Source organism: Nocardioides zeae, from assembly GCF_010686755.1.
In the GTDB taxonomy this organism is placed as follows: Bacteria; Actinomycetota; Actinomycetes; order Propionibacteriales; family Nocardioidaceae; genus Nocardioides; species Nocardioides zeae.
This window is the reverse complement of the sequence record NZ_JAAGXA010000006.1, coordinates 1-18,264: the sequence shown is the minus strand read 5'-3', so window position 1 is coordinate 18,264 and position 18,264 is coordinate 1. Positions and strand designations below refer to the sequence as shown.

Annotated in this window: 20 protein-coding genes; 12 read left to right on the top strand and 8 right to left on the bottom strand. The window is 72.7% G+C overall.

Annotation, left to right across the window (positions count from 1 at the left end):
• Positions 1–15: 15 nt before the first annotated feature.
• The 3 genes from G3T38_RS09730 to G3T38_RS09720 are packed head-to-tail and all read left to right on the top strand — an operon-like array spanning position 16 to position 1,122.
• On the top strand, positions 16–273 hold the full coding sequence (locus G3T38_RS09730; protein WP_163772116.1) for an antitoxin: 258 nt from the start codon (positions 16–18) through the stop codon (positions 271–273).
• Complete coding sequence (locus G3T38_RS09725; protein WP_163772115.1) at positions 270–821, top strand: NUDIX domain-containing protein; 552 nt, start codon at positions 270–272, stop codon at positions 819–821. The genes G3T38_RS09730 and G3T38_RS09725 overlap by 4 nt, the downstream gene beginning before the upstream one ends.
• A gap of 37 nt (positions 822–858) precedes the next feature.
• Complete coding sequence (locus G3T38_RS09720) at positions 859–1,122, top strand: hypothetical protein (protein WP_163772114.1); 264 nt, start codon at positions 859–861, stop codon at positions 1,120–1,122.
• 2 nt (positions 1,123–1,124) lie between these two features.
• Here the strand turns inward: G3T38_RS09720 and G3T38_RS09715 are convergent, their stop codons facing one another.
• From G3T38_RS09715 to G3T38_RS09695, 5 genes are read right to left on the bottom strand one after another with little or no spacing between them, the layout of a single operon-like run.
• A complete protein-coding gene (locus G3T38_RS09715) occupies positions 1,125–2,315 on the bottom strand; it encodes a 4-hydroxybenzoate 3-monooxygenase (protein WP_338037573.1) in 1,191 nt (396 codons plus the stop codon).
• Positions 2,312–3,205, bottom strand: a complete 894-nt coding sequence (locus G3T38_RS09710) for an LLM class F420-dependent oxidoreductase (protein WP_338037572.1) — start codon at positions 3,203–3,205, stop codon at positions 2,312–2,314. Before G3T38_RS09710 ends, G3T38_RS09715 begins: the two co-directional genes overlap by 4 nt.
• Before the next feature lie 4 nt (positions 3,206–3,209).
• A complete protein-coding gene (locus G3T38_RS09705) occupies positions 3,210–4,280 on the bottom strand; it encodes an ABC transporter permease (RefSeq protein ID WP_206675844.1) in 1,071 nt (356 codons plus the stop codon).
• On the bottom strand, positions 4,273–5,928 hold the full coding sequence (locus G3T38_RS09700; protein WP_163772113.1) for a sugar ABC transporter ATP-binding protein: 1,656 nt from the start codon (positions 5,926–5,928) through the stop codon (positions 4,273–4,275). Before G3T38_RS09700 ends, G3T38_RS09705 begins: the two co-directional genes overlap by 8 nt.
• Positions 5,928–7,028: a sugar ABC transporter substrate-binding protein gene (locus G3T38_RS09695; RefSeq protein WP_163772112.1), complete on the bottom strand. Its 1,101-nt coding sequence runs from the start codon at positions 7,026–7,028 to the stop codon at positions 5,928–5,930. Before G3T38_RS09695 ends, G3T38_RS09700 begins: the two co-directional genes overlap by 1 nt.
• A 348-nt stretch (positions 7,029–7,376) precedes the next feature.
• Here G3T38_RS09695 and G3T38_RS09690 point away from each other — a divergent pair, with 348 nt between their 5' ends.
• Genes G3T38_RS09690 through G3T38_RS09675 form a run of 4 tightly spaced genes read left to right on the top strand, consistent with a single transcriptional unit; the run spans position 7,377 to position 11,103 of the window.
• Positions 7,377–8,144 (top strand): SDR family NAD(P)-dependent oxidoreductase, encoded by a 768-nt coding sequence (locus tag G3T38_RS09690; protein WP_163772111.1) that lies wholly within the window; start codon positions 7,377–7,379, stop codon positions 8,142–8,144.
• 39 nt (positions 8,145–8,183) lie between these two features.
• Positions 8,184–9,410 carry a serine hydrolase domain-containing protein gene (locus G3T38_RS09685; RefSeq protein WP_206675843.1) on the top strand — a complete coding sequence of 409 codons (1,227 nt, stop codon included), beginning with the start codon at positions 8,184–8,186 and terminating at the stop codon, positions 9,408–9,410.
• Positions 9,411–9,413: 3 nt separating this feature from the next.
• Positions 9,414–10,322 carry an SDR family NAD(P)-dependent oxidoreductase gene (locus G3T38_RS09680; RefSeq protein ID WP_163772110.1) on the top strand — a complete coding sequence of 303 codons (909 nt, stop codon included), beginning with the start codon at positions 9,414–9,416 and terminating at the stop codon, positions 10,320–10,322.
• 10 nt (positions 10,323–10,332) lie between these two features.
• A complete protein-coding gene (locus tag G3T38_RS09675; protein ID WP_163772109.1) occupies positions 10,333–11,103 on the top strand; it encodes an IclR family transcriptional regulator in 771 nt (256 codons plus the stop codon).
• Positions 11,104–11,119: 16 nt separating this feature from the next.
• On the opposite strand, the gene miaB is transcribed toward G3T38_RS09675, so the two are convergent.
• Positions 11,120–12,631, bottom strand: a complete 1,512-nt coding sequence (miaB, locus tag G3T38_RS09670) for a tRNA (N6-isopentenyl adenosine(37)-C2)-methylthiotransferase MiaB (RefSeq protein ID WP_163772108.1) — start codon at positions 12,629–12,631, stop codon at positions 11,120–11,122.
• Between the two features lie 149 nt (positions 12,632–12,780).
• On the opposite strand from miaB, the gene G3T38_RS09665 reads away from it, so the two are divergent.
• The 4 genes from G3T38_RS09665 (at position 12,781) to G3T38_RS09650 (ending at position 16,190) form a co-directional block, all read left to right on the top strand.
• On the top strand, positions 12,781–13,557 hold the full coding sequence (locus tag G3T38_RS09665) for an amino acid ABC transporter ATP-binding protein (protein ID WP_163772107.1): 777 nt from the start codon (positions 12,781–12,783) through the stop codon (positions 13,555–13,557).
• Positions 13,558–13,649: 92 nt separating this feature from the next.
• On the top strand, positions 13,650–14,555 hold the full coding sequence (locus G3T38_RS09660) for a transporter substrate-binding domain-containing protein (RefSeq protein WP_163772106.1): 906 nt from the start codon (positions 13,650–13,652) through the stop codon (positions 14,553–14,555).
• 88 nt (positions 14,556–14,643) lie between these two features.
• Entirely contained in the window at positions 14,644–15,342 is a 699-nt protein-coding gene (locus G3T38_RS09655) for an amino acid ABC transporter permease (protein ID WP_163772105.1), read from the top strand.
• Positions 15,339–16,190, top strand: coding sequence for an amino acid ABC transporter permease (locus G3T38_RS09650; RefSeq protein ID WP_163772104.1), 852 nt, complete (start codon positions 15,339–15,341; stop codon positions 16,188–16,190). Before G3T38_RS09655 ends, G3T38_RS09650 begins: the two co-directional genes overlap by 4 nt.
• 46 nt (positions 16,191–16,236) lie before the next feature.
• Here the strand turns inward: G3T38_RS09650 and G3T38_RS09645 are convergent, their stop codons facing one another.
• A complete protein-coding gene (locus G3T38_RS09645) occupies positions 16,237–16,716 on the bottom strand; it encodes a hotdog fold domain-containing protein (RefSeq protein ID WP_163772103.1) in 480 nt (159 codons plus the stop codon).
• Between the two features lie 10 nt (positions 16,717–16,726).
• Entirely contained in the window at positions 16,727–17,536 is an 810-nt protein-coding gene (locus G3T38_RS09640; RefSeq protein WP_163772102.1) for a methyltransferase domain-containing protein, read from the bottom strand.
• A gap of 65 nt (positions 17,537–17,601) precedes the next feature.
• On the opposite strand from G3T38_RS09640, the gene G3T38_RS09635 reads away from it, so the two are divergent.
• The gene (locus tag G3T38_RS09635; RefSeq protein WP_163772101.1) at positions 17,602–18,087 is read left to right on the top strand and encodes a MarR family winged helix-turn-helix transcriptional regulator; all 486 of its coding nucleotides are present in this window, start codon (positions 17,602–17,604) and stop codon (positions 18,085–18,087) included.
• Positions 18,088–18,264 lie beyond the last annotated feature (177 nt).

The window sequence follows — 18,264 nt, the reverse complement described above, 5'->3', positions numbered from 1 at the left end:
CAGAGGAGCACGCACATGGGATTCAGCGACAAGCTCAAGGGCGTCCTGGGCCAGGCCCGCACGCAGGCGTCGAGCGCCGTCGACAAGCACGGCGACAAGATCACCGGCGGCATCGACAAGGCAGCAGCGTTCGCCGACAAGAAGACCAAGGGCAAGTACTCCGACAAGATCGCCAAGGGCACCGTCAAGGCCAAGGAGGGCCTCGACAAGCTCGACGGCAAGAACGACGGCGACACCGGTCCCACGGGCACCGGCCCCCGCACCCCCCGGTGACGACGAGCGCCCCGGACACCGTCCGGGGCCGCTTCGCGGTGGTCCCCGCGGCGTACGTCGTGTGCGTGCGCCCGGGGGCTCCCGGCGGTTCCGGAGCGGTCGAGGTGCTGCTGCAGCTGCGCAGCGGCACCGGCTTCATGGACGACCACTGGGCGGCCGGAGCAGCAGGTCACGTGGAGAAGGGCGAGACCGCGCCCGACGCGGCGCGGCGCGAGGCGGCCGAGGAGCTCGGCATCGACCCTGAGCTGGTCTTCCTCACCACGATGCAGCGGCGCGCCCCGGGCCCCGACGTCTCACCGGCCATCGACGAGCGCGTCGACTTCTTCTTCGCCGCCCCCGCGTGGACCGGCGAGCCGCGGGTGATGGAGGGCGCCAAGTGCGCCGACCTGCGCTGGTTCGCCCTCGACGCGCTGCCCGACCCTGTCGTGCCCCACGAGCTGACGGTGCTGCAGGCGCTGGCCGCCTCGCCCGCGGGGACGGACGTGGAGGCGCTGGCTACGGTGGGGGCCGGACTCGCGCCGTACACCACCTTCGGCTTCGACTCCTGAACGAGACCACCGTGCCGCGCCCCGAGGAGGAGCCCCGATGAGCGACCCCGGTCCCCAGCCCGAGCCGACGATCGAGCCCGCCGAGCCCAACCCCGGCGGCCCCGACGCGGCGCCGGGCGACCGCTACGCGAGCGCCGAGCCGCTGGTGGCCGACCCCGACCCCGAGCTCAACCCCGGGGTGGAGGACCACCTGCCCGACGAGGTCACCGCGCCGGACGACAAGCAGCAGGAGCCCACCGAGGGCGACGACGACCGCGAGCCGTCCGAGGACGCCGACGCCGAGTCGGAGCCGCCGGCCTGAGCTCAGCCGTTCGGCCATCCCGTGTAGCCCTCGGCGAGGTAGGCCGCACCGTGCGGTGAGGCCACGATGCCCTGCAGCTCACCCAGCTGGCGGAGCTCGTCGAACTCGCTGGCACCGTCCACGCGGTGGAGCATCGTGGTCATCCAGTACGAGAAGTGCTGCGCCCGCCACACCCGGCGCAGTGCCTGGTCGGAGTAAGCGCCCAGGGCGCCGTCGTCGTCCTTGCGCAGGAGCCGCTCGACGGCCTCGGCCAGGAGGCGCACGTCGGACAGCGCCAGGTTGAGGCCCTTGGCCCCGGTCGGCGGCACCGTGTGGGCGGCGTCGCCGGCGAGGGCGAGGCGCCCGTGCGTCATCGGTGCCTGCACGAAGCTGCGGAAGGGCAGCACGGTGCGCTCGATGACCCGCCCCTGCTGGAGCGTGAAGCCGTCGTCGCCGGCCAGCCGCGCGTCGAGCTCCGCCCAGATGCGGTCGTCCGACCACGCGGCGGCGTCCTCCGTCGGGTCGCACTGGAAGTACATGCGCTGCACGACGTCGGTGCGCTGGCTGATCAGCGCGAAACCCCGCTCGGAGCGCGCGTAGATCAGCTCCGGTGCGCTCGGCGGAGCCTCCACGAGCACTCCGAACCACGCGAACGGGTACTCCCGGAAGTGCTGTCGCCGCCCGGCCACGAGGGCCCGGCAGATGCTGCGCGAGCCGTCCGCCCCGACGACGAGGTCGGCGACCACGCGCTGACGACGGCCCTCGGCGTCGACGAACGTGACCGTGGGCTCCGGGTCGGGGCCGTCGGTCCCGCCGACAGCCGTGTCGCTGACCCCGTAGCGCAGGTCGCCCCCGTCGCGCACGCGGGCGGCGTGCAGGTCGACGAAGACCTCGGTCTGCGGGTAGAGCCAGCACGAGGCGCCCACCAGCGTCGAGAAGTCCACGCGGTGGCTGCGACCGCCGAAGCGCAGGTCGATGCCCTCGTGCTCGTGCCCCTCCCGCAGCACGCGGTCGGACACCCCGGAGTCGACGAGCAGGCGGACGCTGTCGCGCTCGAGGATGCCGGCGCGGTGGGTGCTCTCGATCTCCGCGACCCGACGGTGGTCGACCACGACGCTGTCGATCCCCGCCAGGTGCAGCAGGTGGGACAACATGAGGCCGGCGGGGCCGCCGCCGACGACGGCGACCTCGGTGCGGGTGGTGTGCTCGTTCACGATGCCCTCGCTGTGGTGGGGGCGGCCTCCCGCGGCGACCCGTCCCGCAGCCCGAGGGCGCCGGCGAGGTCGGCCAGGGCCGCCAGGTGGTCGTCGACGGACCGGAGCCCGCGCGACATGGAGTCGACGCTGACGTGCGTGGCGCCTGCGGCGGCCCAGGCACCGACCGCGTCGGCCGTGCGGTGGACGTCGTCGTCCAGCACGAGGCGGCCTTCCATCCCGAGCGCCGCGGGGTCGCGCCCCGCCGCCTCGGCGGCACGCTCGACGAGCGCACGCGCCGCGTCGAGGTCGGGCCCGGGCTGCACCTGCGGCAGCCACCCGTCGCCCAGCCGGCCGATCCGCTGGTAGGCCGCGGGGCTCGAGCCGCCGAACCAGATCGGCACCGGCGCGGCGGGGCGGGGACTGAGCCCGACCCGCCGGCCGCCGAGCTCGACGACGGGCTCGCTCCACATCGCGCGCAGCAGACGCACCTGCTCGTCGAGCCGGCGGCCTCGGTCGCCGAAGCGCGCGCCGAGAGCGTCGTACTCGGCCCGGTTCCAGCCCACCCCGACGCCCAGCCGGAGCCGGCCCCCGCTGAGCAGGGCCACCTCGGCCGCCTGCTTCGCGACCAGCGGGGCCTGGCGCTGCGGCAGCACCAGCACGCCCGTGACGAGCTCGAGCCGGCACGCGGCCGCCGCGAACCCGAGGAGCACCAGCGGCTCGTGGTAGTCGTTGCCCGCGTCGTACGGCCCCGGCTCGGCGTCGGGCGCCCGCTCCTCGCCGAGCACGTGCTCGTAGGTGAGCACGTGGGAGAACCCGAGGTCCTCGATCGTCGTCAGGTAGCGCCGCACGGTCGCGGGGTCGGTGCCGAGCTCCCGCTGGGGCAGCACCGCCCCCACCCGGATCCTCACGACGTCACCGACGCCGGTTGCGCGCGTAGGCGTCGAGCGCCACGGCACCGACGATGATGAAGCCGGTGATGACGGACTCGACGTTGATGTCGAAGCCGCGCGACTGCGAGACGTTGCGGATGATCGCGATGATGAGGAGACCCACCGCCGTCCGCCAGACCGCGCCCTCGCCGCCGAAGAGCGAGGTGCCGCCGATGACCACCGCGGCGATCGCGTCGAGCGCGATGGTGCTGCCGATGTCGGCCTGGCCCACCTGCAGCCGCGAGGCGATCACGCAGCCCGCGACGCCGGCGCAGGCGCCCACGAGGACGTAGGCGCTGGTCTTGAGCAGCCCCACGGGCAGGCCCGCCAGGCGCGCCGCCTCCGCGTTGCCGCCGACGGCGTAGAGCGAGCGCCCGTAGACGGTGCGGGACAGCACGAGGCCACCGATGACGAACACCAGCGCCAGCACGAGGATCGCGACCGGGACGCCTGCGACCTTGCCCATGCCGAGCCACTCGAAGCCGGGCTCGTTGTTGAGGATCGGCGAGGAGTCGGAGTAGAGGAACGCGGCGCCGCCGAAGACCGAGGCGGTGCCGAGCGTCGCCACGAAGGGGTTGACCTTCAGCGCGGTCACGAGCAGGCCGTTCACCAGCCCGGCGGTGGCACCGATCGCGACGGCCAGCACGAAGGCGAGCTCCATCGGCAGCGAGAGCGCGAACTGCGCGAAGAACACGGAGCAGCCGGCGTAGATCGCGCCGACGCTGAGGTCGAACCCACCCGAGATCATCACGAACGTCATGCCGACGGCGACGATGCCGATGGTCGCGTTCTGGGCCAGGACGTTCTGCATGTTGCCCCACGACGTGAAGCCCGGGTAGGTCCACTCGGCCCAGCCCACGAGCAGGACGAGCAGCCAGACCATGCCGTACTTGAAGGCGAGGTCGGAGAAGCTGCGACGCCGCTTGGCGGTGTCCCCACCGGCAGGCCCGCCGGCCGGGCCACCCGCGGGGGCACCCGAGGAGCCCGCGGTCGGGGGCAGGGCGTCGCCGCCGGTGGACGCGCCGGGGCGCAGGGCGGCGGTCAGGTCAGACATGGGTCTCCTCCACGTGGAATGCGGCGTACAAGATGTCGGCGACGGTGTCCTCGACGCTGCGCGTCGCCAGGTCGATGGGCTGGTCGGCGACCACGCGGCCGCCCGACATGACGAAGACGCGCGTGCAGCTGGTCGCGACCTCCTCGAGCTCCGACGACACGAGCAGGACGCCCATGCCGTCCGCGGCCAGACCCTGCAGGGTCGCGAGGATCTCGGCCTTGGCTCCCACGTCGATGCCGCGGGTCGGCTCGTCGGCGAGCAGGAAGCGGGGCCGTCGGTGGCCCCAGCGAGCCAGCAGCAGCTTCTGCTGGTTGCCGCCGGAGAGGTTGCGCGCCGGCTCGTCGAGGCGGCGCACGTCGAACCCGTAGCCTGCGGCCGACTCCCCGGCCGCGCGGCGCATCCGCCGCATCGACACGACGGACGCCGTGGCGACCGCGCCGAGGTCCGAGAGCGTGACGTTCTCCATGGCCGACATCCCCAGCACCAGGCCCTGGCCCTTGCGGTCCTCGGGCAGCAGGGCGATGCCGTGCCGCAGCGCCTGGCGCACCGACCGCGGCCAGGGCACCTGCCGTCCGTCGATCCACAGCTCGCCGCGGGCCCGCCGGTCGAGACCGGCGAGGGCGCGCAGCACCGAGGATCGCCCTGCGCCGACCAGACCGCCGATGCCGACCATCTCGCCGCCGCGGACCTCGAAGGAGACGCCCTCCGACGACCCCGACACGAACAGGTCGCGGACCCGGAGCCCGGGCTCTGCGGTGGACGTCGCCACCGCGCGGGGGGCCGCGTCGGCGGCGCGCCGCGGGGCGGCCGGCACGAGCGGGGCGTCCGCGGCGCCCGTGACCGCCTCCACCGTCGTGGCCGCGACCTCGGCGAGGGCGATCTCGGCCGAGCGGCCCAGCATCTCGTCGACGAGGGACTGCTTCGTCCAGGTCGAGGTCGGCCGGCTGGCCCGCAGCCGACCGTCGCGGAAGACGGTGACGTCGTCGCTGATCGACAGCACCTCGTCGAGCGCGTGCGAGACGAACACCATCGTCACGCCCTGCTCCCGCAGGTCGCGCATGAGGGCGAAGAGGGCCTCGCGCTCGCTCGGCCCGAGGGGCGCCGTCGGCTCGTCGAAGAAGATCACCCGCGCCTCCGCGTCGAGCGCGCGCATGATCTCCAGCAGCTGCTGCTGGGCCACCGACAGGTCCCGGGCGATCGCGTCGGGTGGCACGTGCACCCCGAGGCGGGCCGACAGCTCGTCGTACCGTCGCCGCATCGCGCGCTCGTCGAGGAGCCCGGCCCGCGAGCGCGGCCGCGCGACGAAGACGTTCGCCATCGCCGTGAGCTGCGGGATGATCGTCAGCTCCTGGTAGATCGCCGCGATGCCGGCCGCGCGCGCCGCGCGCGGGCTGCCGATCGAGACGTGCTCCCCGAAGACCTCGAACGTCCCCGACGTGGGCTCGATCCGACCCGCGAGGATGCCGAGCAGGGTCGACTTCCCGGCACCGTTCTGGCCGACGAGCGCGTGCACCGTGCCGGCCGTGATCGTCACGTCGATGTCGGCCAGAGCGACGGCGGCACCGAAGGTGCGGCCGATCCCGTGGGTGCGGATGGCCGCCGCACGGGTGGGCGACGGGGTGGGCGCCGAGGCCTCCGGGGCGCCCATCAGGACTCCGGCTGGAAGTCGGCCGCGGTGTCCTCCGTGATCACGAAGAAGCCGGTCTCGGGGTCGGCGCCCTCGGGCAGCGGTGCGCCGCTGTTCGGGTAGAAGCGCTGGACCTCCTCGCCGGCGAACGCCTGGCCGAGCACCTCGACGGCCTTGCGGACGATCGTGCGCGGGTACTCCGGGGCGGTGGCCTCGATCGTGCCGGCGGCCAGCTGCTCGAACGAGTACTCCGAGGAGCCCTTGTCGTAGATCTTCACGTCGCCCTCGAGGCCGGCGGCCTCCACGGCCTGCACGGCGCCCTGGGTGAGGGTCACGTACGCCGAGAAGACGATCGTGGCGTCGGGGTGGGCCTGCAGGAGCGACGTCGCCTTCTCGTTGCCGTCCGGGATCGAGTAGTCGGTGTTGGCCTGGCCGACGATCTCGAGCTCCGGGTGCTCCGCCGTGACCTTCTCGATCGCGGCGTCCAGGTTGATGGTGATGCCGATGTTGTCGGGTCCCTTCAGGACCACCATCTTCTGCTCGCCGGGGTTCTCGGCGATGACGTACTCGAGGTAGTCGGTCCAGTAGTCGACCGTGTCGACCCCGCCCAGGTAGGTGAGCGTGCCCGGCTGCCAGAGCTCCTCGCCCTCGTTCGTCGTGCGACCGCAGAGCGCGGTGGTCATGGCGACCACGACGATGTCGTTCTCCGGGGCGACCTTCGAGGCCACGTTGCAGTTGAGGTTCGAGTCGAGCGAGGGCAGGAGGATCGCGTTGTACTGCCCGCCCTGCACGATGTTGGTGAGCGCGTTGAACTGCGTCGTCGGGTCGAACTTGCCGTCGAAGACGGTGTAGGTGGCGCCCTCGATCTCGGCGACCGCGTCCTCGACCTCGTCGATCTGCGCCTGCAGGTAGCTGTTGTTGGTGCCGGGGAGCACCACGGCGATCCGCGGCGGGCCCGAGACGGTGACCGTCTGGTCGCCGAGGTCGATCTCGACCTGCTCGCCACCCGAGGCGGCCGCACCCGTCGTGCCGGGGCCGCGGCTGCAGCCGGCGACGAGCGTGCAGGTCGCGAGGACCGCGAGGCCGGCGGCCGCGGGCTTGCGGAGTCGTGCGTGCATCATCGTGTTGCCTTTCTGGTGGTGGTGCGGGGCCGTCGGACGACACCTGGTCGGGTCGGCGGCACCCGTGGGCCGCAGCACCCCGAGTGCTGAGGGGTCCCGGTGGGCCGGGGGGCCGGCTGCTGCGTCGTGCTGCTGTCGGCCGGCAGAAGGATGGGCAGGCCACGATCGCCTTGGCACGCGTCGACTTCCGTCTGACGGAAGCCCGATGTGGCTCCGGTCACGCCGCGTCGTCGACAGTTCGGGGGTCGGCGGCACGACGTCGCCCGACCCTGGACGACGGCCGCCACCCACCCGCGGCACGTCGGCGGGGAACCCCCGCGGAGCACCCGCGAGAAGGAGATCAACGACATGGGCGAGCAGCCGGGGACCGTCGTCGTGACGGGCGCAGCGAGCGGCATCGGGGAGGCGACCGTGCGGCTCCTGCACGAGCGGGGCCACGCCGTCGTGCTCGTCGACCGCGACGCAGCGGGACTCGACCGGGTCGCCGGCGACCTCGGCGGCGACCGGCTCCTCGTCGTCGCGGCCGACGTCGCCGCGGAGGAGGACGTCGCGGCCTACGACCGGGCAGCGGTCGAGGCCTTCGGGCGCTACGACGGGGTGTTCCTCAACGCGGCCGTGCCCGGTCGCTTCGCCAGCCTCGCCGACACCGAGGTCGACGAGTTCGACGAGGTCGTCGCCGTCGACCTCCGCGGCGTCTTCCTCGGCCTGCGTGCGGCACTGCGCCACTTCGCGCAGCGGCCCGGCGGCGGCCGGATCGTCACGACCTCGTCGGTCGCCGGGCTGACCGCGGGCACGGGCCTGGCGGCGTACACCGGCGCCAAGCACGGCGTCATCGGCCTGACCCGCGTCGCTGCCGTGGAGGGGGCACCCCTCGGCGTCCGCGCCAACTGCCTGGCCCCCGGCATGACCGACACCCCCCTCCAGGCACCCCTCAAGGAGTTCCACGGCGAGAGCGGCGCCGGCGCGATGGTCGCCGGCGTGCCGCTGGGACGTCTCGGACGGCCGAGCGAGGCAGCCGAGCTGGCGTGCTTCCTCCTCGGCCCCGAGGCCGGCTACCTCACCGGCGCCGTGATCCCGATCGACGGCGGCGCCCTCGCCGCGAGCCCCCTGGGCTGACCCGCCCACCCCGACCCCACCGTCCGACCAGGAGACGACATGACCCTCACCGCACCCCCCACCGCGCCCGACCAGGCAGCGGCCACCACCCCCGGGCCCCGTGGCACCACCAGCGGCATGAGCAACCGCCAGCTGCACCGCCTGACCTCGGCGATCGAGGCGGACATCGAGCGCGGGCTCTACCACGGCGCCGTCGTCAAGGTCGCCCGTCACGGCGAGGTCGTCCTCGACACCGCCCTCGGCAGCACCGACGTCGTCGCGGGGCGCCACGCCAGCCGCAGCGACGTGTTCCGCGTGCTCTCGGTGTCGAAGGCGTTGACCAACACGCTGGTCTACAACGCGATCGACCGGGGCCTGCTCTCCTTCAACACCCGCGTCGTCGACGTGATCCCCGAGTTCCTGGGGCACGACCGCTTCCTCGCCGCGAACAAGGAGCGTGTGACCCTCGGCCACCTCCTGACCCACCGCGCCGGGATGGTCGTCACCCCCGAGCCGCTGCCCTACCGCCGCCTCGGCGACCTCAGCGACGTGGTCGCCGCGATCTGCGAGCTGCCCCTCGCCGCCGTGCCGGGCAGCGTCGTCAACTACTCCCCCGCGCTCAACCACGCGCTGATGGGCGAGATGTGCCGCCGGGTGAACGGCGACGCCAGGTTCAGCGACTCGATGCAGCGCGAGGTGCTGGACCCGCTCGGCATGGTCGACACCGCCTTCGGCCTGCCCGAGCGGCTCGCGTCGCGCATCGTTCCCATCCGCGCCGTCTTCGGCGAGGAGGGCTGGCTGACGGCCTCCGACCTCGAGATCCTCAACGAGGTCATCGACGGCGACGCCGAGATGCCCTGGGTCGGGTCGGTCACGACCGCTCACGACCTCTTCCTGCTGGCGGAGATGTACCGCCGCAACGGCCTCGACGAGTCCGGCGAGCCGCTGCTCTCGCGGGCAGTGATCGACAAGGTCACGCGGGTGCAGACCGGGGACGAGCCGAACGACCTCTACCGCCGCATCGCGGAGGCACGCGGCTGGGAGGTGGGCCCCGGGAACCTGGGCTTCGGCTTCGCGCTCTCGGGAACGGGCGTGGCCCCGTCCTTCTTCGGCACGATGACGTCGCCGCGGACCTTCGGCAACTACGGCGCCGGGTCGACGCTCTTCTGGGTCGACCCCGAGAACGACGTCACCTTCGTCTGCCTCACGGCGGGCGCCATGGAGGAGGGCGACAACGTCCTGCGCTTCCAGCGGCTGTCCGACCTCGCGATCTCCGCGGTGGTGTGAGCGGTGCGTGAGCTCGAGGGCCGGACCGCGTTCGTCACCGGCGGCGCGAGCGGTATCGGGCTGGCCGTCGCCGCCGCGCTCCTCGACGAGGGCATGGCGGTGGCGGTCGCCGACCACAGCGAGGCGAACCTGGCCGATGCCGAGCGCGTGCTCGGCATCGCGGGCCGGTCCGGGACGCTGGCGCTGCACCGGCTGGACGTGACCGACCGCGTCGCGTTCGCCGCGGTGGCGGACCGCGTCGAGGAGCACCTCGGCGGCATCGACCTGCTCGTCAACAACGCGGGCATCGGTCTCGCGGCCCCGATGAGCACGGCGGGGTACGACGACTGGGACCGCATGCTGGCCGTCAACCTGGGCGGCGTCGTGAACGGCGTCGTCACCGTCGTGCCGCGGATCCGCCGGCACGGACGGGGCGGCCACGTGGTCAACACCGCGTCGATGGCGGGGCTGATCCCGATGCTCGACGCCGGCGGCATCTACACGACGACGAAGTTCGCCGTACGCGGGCTGAGCGCCTCCCTGCGTCTGGCGCTCGCGCCGGAGCGGATCGGCGTCACCTGCCTGTGCCCGGGCCTCACCCGCACCCGGATCCTCGACGCGGTCGGCGGCGCCGGGGCGGACGACGCGACGGCCTTCGACGCCGCGCAGGACCCGGTGAACGCCGAGTTCGCCCAGGCGCAGGAGAGCGCGATGGACCCGGCCGTGCTGGCGGCGTGCGTCGTCGACGCCGTCCGGGCGAACGACGCCTACGTCATCGCCCACGCGGAGTTCGTCGACGAGCTCGACGCGCTGCACGCCGAGGTCCTCGACGCCGTGCGGCACGACGTGCCGGTGGCGCCCGGTCGGCTCGTGGTCGAGCAGCGCCGCCGAGCCCTGGTCGATGGGGTCAAAAGCAGCATCGCGGCCGGATGATCCTGGCACCATGAGCGGCGTGACCCACGTCTCATCACCTCCGGAGACGACCGGCCGCGGCACCGTCACGATGCGGGCGCTGTCGCTGCTGGGCGCCTTCGACGAGCGCCACCGCCGGTTGACGCTCACCGAGATGGCCGCGCGCGCGTCCCTGCCCGTGCCGACCGCACACCGCCTCGTCGGGGACCTGGTGGCGTGGGGAGCGCTCACCCGGGACCCCGAGGGGCGCTACGTCGTGGGGCGTCGCCTGTGGGACCTGGGGCTGCTCTCCCCGGTGCAGCGGGGCCTGCGCGACGTGGCCTCGCCCTACCTGCACGACCTCTACGGCACGACGCGCGCGACCGTGCACCTCGCGGTGCGCGACCGCGGCCACGCGCTCTACCTCGACCGGTTGGCCGGTCACTCCTCCGTGCCGGCGGTGAGCTCGGTCGGGGCGCGGCTGCCCCTGCACGCGACCGGGGTCGGCAAGGTGCTCCTCGCACACGCCCCCGAGCAGGTGCGCGTGGAGGTGATGGCCTCGTTGCAGCGCCTGACCGCCTACACGATCACCCAGCCGGCACGGCTGCGCGCCCAGCTCGACCAGGTGGAGCGCAACGGCTACGCGGTCACCTACGAGGAGATGACCCTCGGCGCCTGCTCGGTGGCCGTGCCGGTGCGGCGCCGCGGCGAGGTCGTCGCGGCCATCGGCATCGTCCTGCCGCGCCTCGAGGCCACCATCCAGCGCCACGTCGCGGCGCTGGAGGTCACCGCTCGCGGGATCGGGCGCGGGCTCGACGGCTGAGGGACGGCGGACCGCCTCAGCGCACCGCGCACCCGTCGACGGCGGGCGGGAGCGGGGCGGGTGCGCCCACCGTGGGCATGCCCAGCGAGACCCCCGACGGCGCGGCGGGCTCGGCCGTGCGCCGCTCCCACGCGTCGCCGGCCCGGGTGCGGCGCACCGCCAGCACGGGCCCGTCGGCGACGAGGTGGTGGGGCGCGCCGTACGTGACCTCGACCTCGACCATGTCGCCCGGTCGCGGCACCTGGCCCTCGACGAGCGAGAAGTCGGCCGCGAAGTGCACGAGCCGGTTGTCGGGAGCACGGCCGGAGAGGCGCGAGGTCGCGGCGTCCTTGCGACCCTCGCCCTCGGCGACCATGAGCTGGAGGCGGCGGCCCTCGAGGCGCCGGTTCTCCTCCCAGGCGATCTCGTTGACGAGCGCGACGAGACGCTCGTAGCGCTCCTGCACGACCGCCTTGGGGATCTGGTCCTCCATGGTGGCGGCGGGGGTGCCGGGGCGGGTGGAGTACTGGAACGTGAACGCGCCCGAGAAGCGGGACTCGCGCACGACGTGGAGGGTGTCCGCGAAGTCGGCCTCGGTCTCGCCCGGGAAGCCCACGATGATGTCGGTGGTGATCGCGGCGTCGGGGATCGCGGCGCGCACGCGCTCGATGATGCCGAGGAACTTCTTCTGCCGGTAGGACCGGCGCATCGCCTTGAGCACCGTGTCGGAGCCCGACTGCAGCGGCATGTGGAGCGAGGGCATGACGTTCGGCGTCTCCGCCATCGCCTCGATGACGTCGTCGGTGAACTCGGCCGGGTGGGGCGAGGTGAACCGCACGCGCTCGAGGCCCTCGATCTCGCCGCAGGCCCGCAACAGCTTGGAGAACGCCTGGCGGTCGCCGAACTCGACGCCGTACGCGTTGACGTTCTGCCCCAGCAGCGTCACCTCGGTGACGCCCTCGGCGACGAGCGCCTCGATCTCGGCGAGCACGTCGCCCGGGCGGCGGTCCTTCTCCTTGCCGCGGAGGCTGGGCACGATGCAGAAGGTGCAGGTGTTGTTGCAGCCGACCGAGATCGAGACCCACGCCGCGTAGGCGGACTCCCGCTTCGTCGGCAGCGTCGAGGGGAAGACGTCGAGGCTCTCGAGGATCTCGACCTGCGCCTCCTCCGCCACCCGCGCCCGCTCGAGCAGCACCGGGAGCGACCCGATGTTGTGCGTGCCGAAGACGACGTCGACCCAGGGAGCCTTGCGGGTGATCTCGCCGCGGTCCTTCTGGGCGAGGCAGCCGCCGACGGCGATCTGCATGCCCGGCCGTCGCGCCTTCACCGGCGCGAGGTGGCCGAGGTTGCCGTAGAGCTTGTTGTCCGCGTTCTCCCGCACCGCGCAGGTGTTGAGCACGACGACGTCGGCGTCCTCGCCGGCCGGGGCCTTGACCATCCCGGCGTCCTCGAGCAGGCCGGTCAGGCGCTCGGAGTCGTGCACGTTCATCTGGCAGCCGAACGTGCGGACGTCGTAGGTGCGCGGGGCGGGCGTGGCGGTCTCAGGCATGACCGGCCCAGGGTACGGCGCGGAGCGCGCCCCCGCCGAGTCGGACGCCCCGCCGTACCTGGACCTACGGTCACGAATCGGTCCCGATTGACACGCGAGGACCAGGGAGACTGGCCCGAAAGGACTATGCGGCACTAGGTTCCCGCGGCATGACGACGCTGGAGAAAGGCCCGGCGCCGGCAGGTCAGGGCGAGCCCCTGGTCGTGCTGTCGGGCGTGCAGAAGTGGTTCGGCCAGCTCCACGTGCTCCAGGACATCGAGCTGACCGTGCACCGCGGCGAGGTCGTCGTGGTCATCGGCCCGTCGGGCTCGGGCAAGTCGACCCTGTGCCGCACCATCAACCGCCTCGAGACGGTCGGCGAGGGCACCATCACGCTCGACGGCCAGCCGCTCCCCCAGGAGGGCAAGGCGCTCGCGAACCTCCGCGCCGAGGTCGGCATGGTGTTCCAGAGCTTCAACCTCTTCGCCCACAAGACGATCCTCGAGAACGTGACGCTGGGGCCCATCAAGGTGCGCGGCCAGTCGAAGGCCGACGCCGAGCGCAAGGCCCGCGAGCTCCTCGACCGGGTGGGCGTCGGCCACCAGGCGGACAAGTACCCCGCGCAGCTCTCCGGCGGCCAGCAGCAGCGCGTCGCCATCGCCCGCGCGCTGGCGATGGAGCCCAAGGTCATGCTCTTCGACGAGCCCACCTCGGCGCTCGACCCGGAGATGATCAAGGAGGTCCTCGACGTCATGGTCAGCCTCGCGCAGGGCGGCATGACGATGATCGTGGTCACCCACGAGATGGGCTTCGCCCGCACGGCCGCCGACCGCGTCGTGTTCATGGCCGACGGGCAGATCGTCGAGGAGAACACCCCCGAGGAGTTCTTCACCAACCCGCAGAGCGACCGGGCCAAGGACTTCCTCGGGAAGATCCTCAAGCACTGACCTGAACCTGACCTGATCCGGCGCGTTCCCTGCGCCGCGACCCACCCACCGGATCGATCTGCTCCCCACCGAGGGGGAGCGAGGAGGAACAGATGCGACTCACGAGGATGATGGCCGCGGCTTCGGGCGTGGTGCTCGCCGCGTCCCTGGCCGCCTGTGGCGACGCCGGCAGCGACGACGACGCCGTGGGCGGTGCCGACACCACGGTGGAGGCCGACGACGACTGCGACGGCAAGTTCGAGGACGGCTCCCGCATGGCGGAGCTGGCCGACGCGGGCGAGATCAACGTGGGCGTCCGGTTCGACCAGCCGGGTCTCGGCTTCAAGGGCACCAACGACGACCTGCCCCGCGGGTTCGACGTCGCCATCGCCAAGCTGCTGATCGCCGACCTGTGCATCGACCCCGACGACACCAGCAAGGTGAACTACGAGGAGACCATCTCCGACAACCGCGAGCCCTACCTGCAGTCGGGCCGCGTCGACCTGGTCGCCGCGTCGTACTCCATCACCGACGCCCGGCGCGAGCTCGTCGGACAGGCGGGTCCGTACTTCCTCACCGGCCAGCAGGTGCTGGTGCCCGAGGACAGCGACGTCGAGTCGATCGAGGACCTCCAGGGCCAGGAGGTCTGCTCGGCCTCCGGCTCGACCTCGCTGGAGAACGTCACCGAGGCCGGCGCGGTCGGCGTCCCCGCGGACACCTACAGCCTCTGCGCCGAGCAGGTCGCGGACGGCACCGTGCCCGCCATGTCGACGGACGGCTCGATCCTGCTGGGCCTCGCGGCGCAGTACGACGGCGCGCTGAAGGTCGTCGGCCCCGAGTTCTCCGAGGAGCGCATCGGCGTCGGCTACAGCCTCGAGCGTCCCGAGATGTGCGAGTGGATCAACGGCGTGCTCGAGGAGTCGTTCGAGGACGGCTCGTGGGCGGACGCCTTCGAGGAGACCCTCGGCGCCTCGGGTGCCGAGACCCCCGAGCCCCCGACGCTCGACTCCTGCTCCTGATCCACCTCCCCCCGCGGCCGCTGGCCCGGGACGACCGCGGGTCGTCCCGGGCCGGTGGGCGCCGAGGCCCTGAACCCCGAGGAGCCGCATGACCGCGATCACCGAGAACTACCAGGCGATCGTCATCAGCTTCGTCACCGCGATCCTGCTGTTCGTCGCCGCCGGCATCGGCTCGCTCGTGCTCGGCACGTTCCTGGCCGCCCTGCGCGTCGGCCCGGTGGCGATCATGCGCCGCGCCGCCGGCGTCTACGTGACGTCGGTGCGCAACATCCCGCTGCTCGTCGTGCTGCTCTTCCTCTACTACGCGGGGCCGAAGATCGGCGTGACCTTCCGGTTCGTCGACATCGTCATCCCGACCGGGTGGGGCGACATCCGCATGACCAACGCGTTCGCCACGGCGGTCGTCGGCCTCACGCTCTACACGGCGTGCTTCGTCTGCGAGGCCATCCGCTCGGGCATCAACGCGGTGCCGGTGGGCCAGGCCGAGGCGGCCCGGGCGATCGGCCTGCCGTTCGCGGGGGTGATGCGCCAGGTCGTGCTGCCGCAGGCGTTCCGCGCCGCGCTGCCCCCGCTGGCGAGCACCCAGATCGCGCTGCTCAAGAACACCACCGTGGCCATCGCCATCACCGTGCTCGAGACGGCCTACCAGCTCAAGCAGCTCACCGACGCCAACCCCGGTGACCGGTGGTGGCTGCTCGCGGTGTTCGCCGGCGGCTTCGTGCTGCTCGTCGAGATCGTGTCCTTCGCCAGCAACCGCATGGAACGACGTTGGAGGGTCGCGCGATGAGCACGAGTGTCCTGTTCGACGCCCCCGGTCCCAAGACCGTCCGGCGGCACCGTCTCTACACGGTCCTGACCGTCGTCGCCCTCCTCGCCCTCCTGGCGCTGGTGGGCTGGCGGCTCTCGTCGAGCGGCCAGCTCGAGGGGGACAAGTGGGAGGTCTTCGTGACCCCCGCCTACCTGGAGCGCATCCTCGTCGACGGCGTCCTCGAGACGCTGAAGATGGCCGCCGGCGGCATCGTCGGCGCCGTCCTGCTGGGCCTCGTGCTCGGCATCGGCAAGCTGTCGAACCACGCCGTCGTGCGCGTCCCGTCCTGGGCGCTCGTCGAGTTCTTCCGCGCCGTCCCCGTCCTGATGCTGATGATCTTCTTCTTCTCGGTCTACGGCATCTACAACGGCTCGACCGGCCCGTTCTGGTGCGTCGTGTGGGCGTTGTCGCTCTACAACGGCGCCGTGCTCGCGGAGGTGTTCCGTGCCGGCATCCTGGCGGTGCCCTCGGGGCAGGCGGAAGCGGCGTACGCCATCGGCATGCGCAAGACCCAGGTCGTCTGGATCATCCTGCTGCCGCAGGCCGTGAAGATCATGATCCCGGCCATCATCAGCCAGTGCGTGGTGACGTTGAAGGACACGAGCCTCGGCTACGCCATCGCGGCGCCGGGCCTGACCGCGCTCGCGCGGCCGCTCTACCTGGAGTTCCAGAACCACGTGCCCGTGTTCATCGTCATCGCGGGCATCTACCTCGTGCTCAACCTGCTGCTCACCGCGCTCGCCAACGTCGTGCAGCGACGCTTCGTCGGCGAGAAGAAGCAGCTGGAGGTGTCGGCCGTGGGGACGGCCGACCAGCGCACCGTCTGACCGCGACCTGCCGGGGGGCGGGACGCCTGGGTGACGTCGGAGGGGCTCAGCGCTTCTTCGGCGTCACCCAGAGCCGGATGACGCCCTCGATGACGACCTCGCCGTCGGCCCGCACCCCGCGCACGCGCACCGGCAGGTCCGGGTCGTCGCCCGTCCACTGCTCCGGGTCGGTCTCGGCGATGCACCGGATGTCGCTGTCGGCCTTGGCCGTGTACGCCACGTCCATGCCCTTGGGGATCCAGCGCTTGTCCGCGGGGATGGTGACCTCCGCGAGCGCTCCCATCGCGGCCTCGAGACCGTTGCAGAGCGCGATCGCGTGGACCGTGCCGATGTGGTTGTGCACGCCGCGGCGCTTCGGGATGAGCAGCTCCGCATAGTTGGGACGCAGCTCGGTGAACCGCGGCCGGATCGTGGCGAAGTAGGGCGCCTTCTGGGCGAACGCCAGCGAGAACACCCGCTTCCCCACGAGGGACCCGACGACGGGCAGCTGCGTGGTCTGCTTCCAGAGGTTCAGCACGGCGGACATGGCCCGAACCTTACTGCTCGGTAACCACGCCGTCCACACGCCGTGCGACGACGAACACGCGCCGGAACGGCAGCACGACGGCGGGCTCGCCGCCGACCACCGTGGTGGGGTACGCCGCGCGCAGCAGCTCCCCGAGCTCGCTGCGGAACCGCTCGCGCAGGTCGGCGGGCAGCGCCTCGAGCGTGGGCCGGGCGCCGGTCGAGCTGATCCACGTCAGCACCGGGTCCTCGCCGCGGAGCACGTGGAGGTAGGTGGTCTCCCACGCGTCGACCTGCGCGCCGGCGCCGGCGAGCACGCCGAGGTACGCCGCCGCGTCGTGCGCCGCCGGGTCGGCGACGCCGGCGGTGAACATGGCGTACGGCGCGGTCGCCGCCAGCTCCCGGCGCAGCACGTGGCTCGGCTCGTCGACGTTGCCCGGCACCGAGAACGCGAGCACTCCCCCGGGCGCGACCTGCGCGAGCAGGCCCGGCAGGAGGTCGAGGTGCCCCGGCACCCACTGGTACGTCGCGTTGGACAGCAGGACGTCGACGGGGGCCGACGCGGTCCACGTGCGGACGTCGCCGCGCGCGAAGGAGAGGCCCGGCACGTCGGCGTGGTCGCGCCGGGCGCGCTCGAGCATCTCCGGCGAGGAGTCGACACCGACGACCGTGGCGTCGGGCCAGCGGCGTCCGAGCAGCGCCGTGAGGTTGCCGGGGCCGCACCCGAGGTCGACGACGCGCCGGACCCGGTCGGGCTCCACGGCGACGCGGGCCAGGAGCTCGCCGTACGGACGGCCGCGCTCGTCGGCGTAGGTCAGGTAGTCGCTCGGGTCCCAGGCCATGCCACCCACGGTGCGCCCCCGACATCTTGATGTCAAGATTCTCGATCGCGGCTACGATGCGGGGCATGCGGGACGAGGTGGACGACCTGACGGAGGCGTGGGCGCGCGAGCGACCCGACCTCGACCTCGGCCCCGTCGAGGTCTTCAGCCGCATCAGCCGGCTCTCCAAGCACCTCGACCTCGCCCGGCGCCGGGCCTTCGCGGAGCACGGCATCGAGACGTGGGAGTTCGACGTGCTGGCGGCGCTGCGTCGCGCGGGCGAACCCTACGAGCTGTCCCCCGGCCGCCTCCTGCGCGAGACGCTCGTGACCAGCGGCACGATGACCAACCGCGTCGACCGCCTCGTCGCCCGCGGCCTCGTCGAGCGCCTCCCCGACCCCCACGACCGCCGCGGCGTGCTCGTCCGGCTCGCCGCCGAGGGCAAGACCGCCGTCGACAACGCCTTCGCCGCGCTGGTCGACGCGGAGGCGGCCCTGCTCGCCGAGCTCCCCGCCCCCGACCGCGACGCGCTCGCCGGCCTGCTGCGGGAGCTCATGCGGCCGTTCCGCTGAAGGGGCCGACACTTTCCCCGGTCGACCGGGGAACACGCCGCTTCGACCATGGCGGAGTCCATCGGTCTAAGCAACGCCTGCTTGATGAGGGGTGTGGGCGTTGCCGAAGGTGTTCTCGTATGAGACGCGTGATGAGTTCTTCGAGTTGGTCTGTGGTGGGTTCTCGTTGCACAGAGC

What these genes read in the sequence shown, in the direction of transcription:
- G3T38_RS09650 (WP_163772104.1), top strand. Translation starts at nt 15,339, where the DNA reads ATGAGCACGAGTGTCCTGTTCGACGCCCCCGGTCCCAAGACCGTCCGG.
- G3T38_RS09665 (WP_163772107.1), top strand. Translation starts at nt 12,781, where the DNA reads ATGACGACGCTGGAGAAAGGCCCGGCGCCGGCAGGTCAGGGCGAGCCC.
- miaB (WP_163772108.1), bottom strand. Translation starts at nt 12,631, where the DNA reads ATGCCTGAGACCGCCACGCCCGCCCCGCGCACCTACGACGTCCGCACG.
- G3T38_RS09675 (WP_163772109.1), top strand. Translation starts at nt 10,333, where the DNA reads ATGAGCGGCGTGACCCACGTCTCATCACCTCCGGAGACGACCGGCCGC.
- G3T38_RS09635 (WP_163772101.1), top strand. Translation starts at nt 17,602, where the DNA reads ATGCGGGACGAGGTGGACGACCTGACGGAGGCGTGGGCGCGCGAGCGA.
- G3T38_RS09700 (WP_163772113.1), bottom strand. Translation starts at nt 5,928, where the DNA reads ATGGGCGCCCCGGAGGCCTCGGCGCCCACCCCGTCGCCCACCCGTGCG.
- G3T38_RS09660 (WP_163772106.1), top strand. Translation starts at nt 13,650, where the DNA reads ATGCGACTCACGAGGATGATGGCCGCGGCTTCGGGCGTGGTGCTCGCC.
- G3T38_RS09730 (WP_163772116.1), top strand. Translation starts at nt 16, where the DNA reads ATGGGATTCAGCGACAAGCTCAAGGGCGTCCTGGGCCAGGCCCGCACG.
- G3T38_RS09640 (WP_163772102.1), bottom strand. Translation starts at nt 17,536, where the DNA reads ATGGCCTGGGACCCGAGCGACTACCTGACCTACGCCGACGAGCGCGGC.
- G3T38_RS09695 (WP_163772112.1), bottom strand. Translation starts at nt 7,028, where the DNA reads ATGATGCACGCACGACTCCGCAAGCCCGCGGCCGCCGGCCTCGCGGTC.
- G3T38_RS09720 (WP_163772114.1), top strand. Translation starts at nt 859, where the DNA reads ATGAGCGACCCCGGTCCCCAGCCCGAGCCGACGATCGAGCCCGCCGAG.
- G3T38_RS09655 (WP_163772105.1), top strand. Translation starts at nt 14,644, where the DNA reads ATGACCGCGATCACCGAGAACTACCAGGCGATCGTCATCAGCTTCGTC.
- G3T38_RS09685 (WP_206675843.1), top strand. Translation starts at nt 8,184, where the DNA reads ATGACCCTCACCGCACCCCCCACCGCGCCCGACCAGGCAGCGGCCACC.
- G3T38_RS09645 (WP_163772103.1), bottom strand. Translation starts at nt 16,716, where the DNA reads ATGTCCGCCGTGCTGAACCTCTGGAAGCAGACCACGCAGCTGCCCGTC.
- G3T38_RS09690 (WP_163772111.1), top strand. Translation starts at nt 7,377, where the DNA reads ATGGGCGAGCAGCCGGGGACCGTCGTCGTGACGGGCGCAGCGAGCGGC.
- G3T38_RS09705 (WP_206675844.1), bottom strand. Translation starts at nt 4,280, where the DNA reads ATGTCTGACCTGACCGCCGCCCTGCGCCCCGGCGCGTCCACCGGCGGC.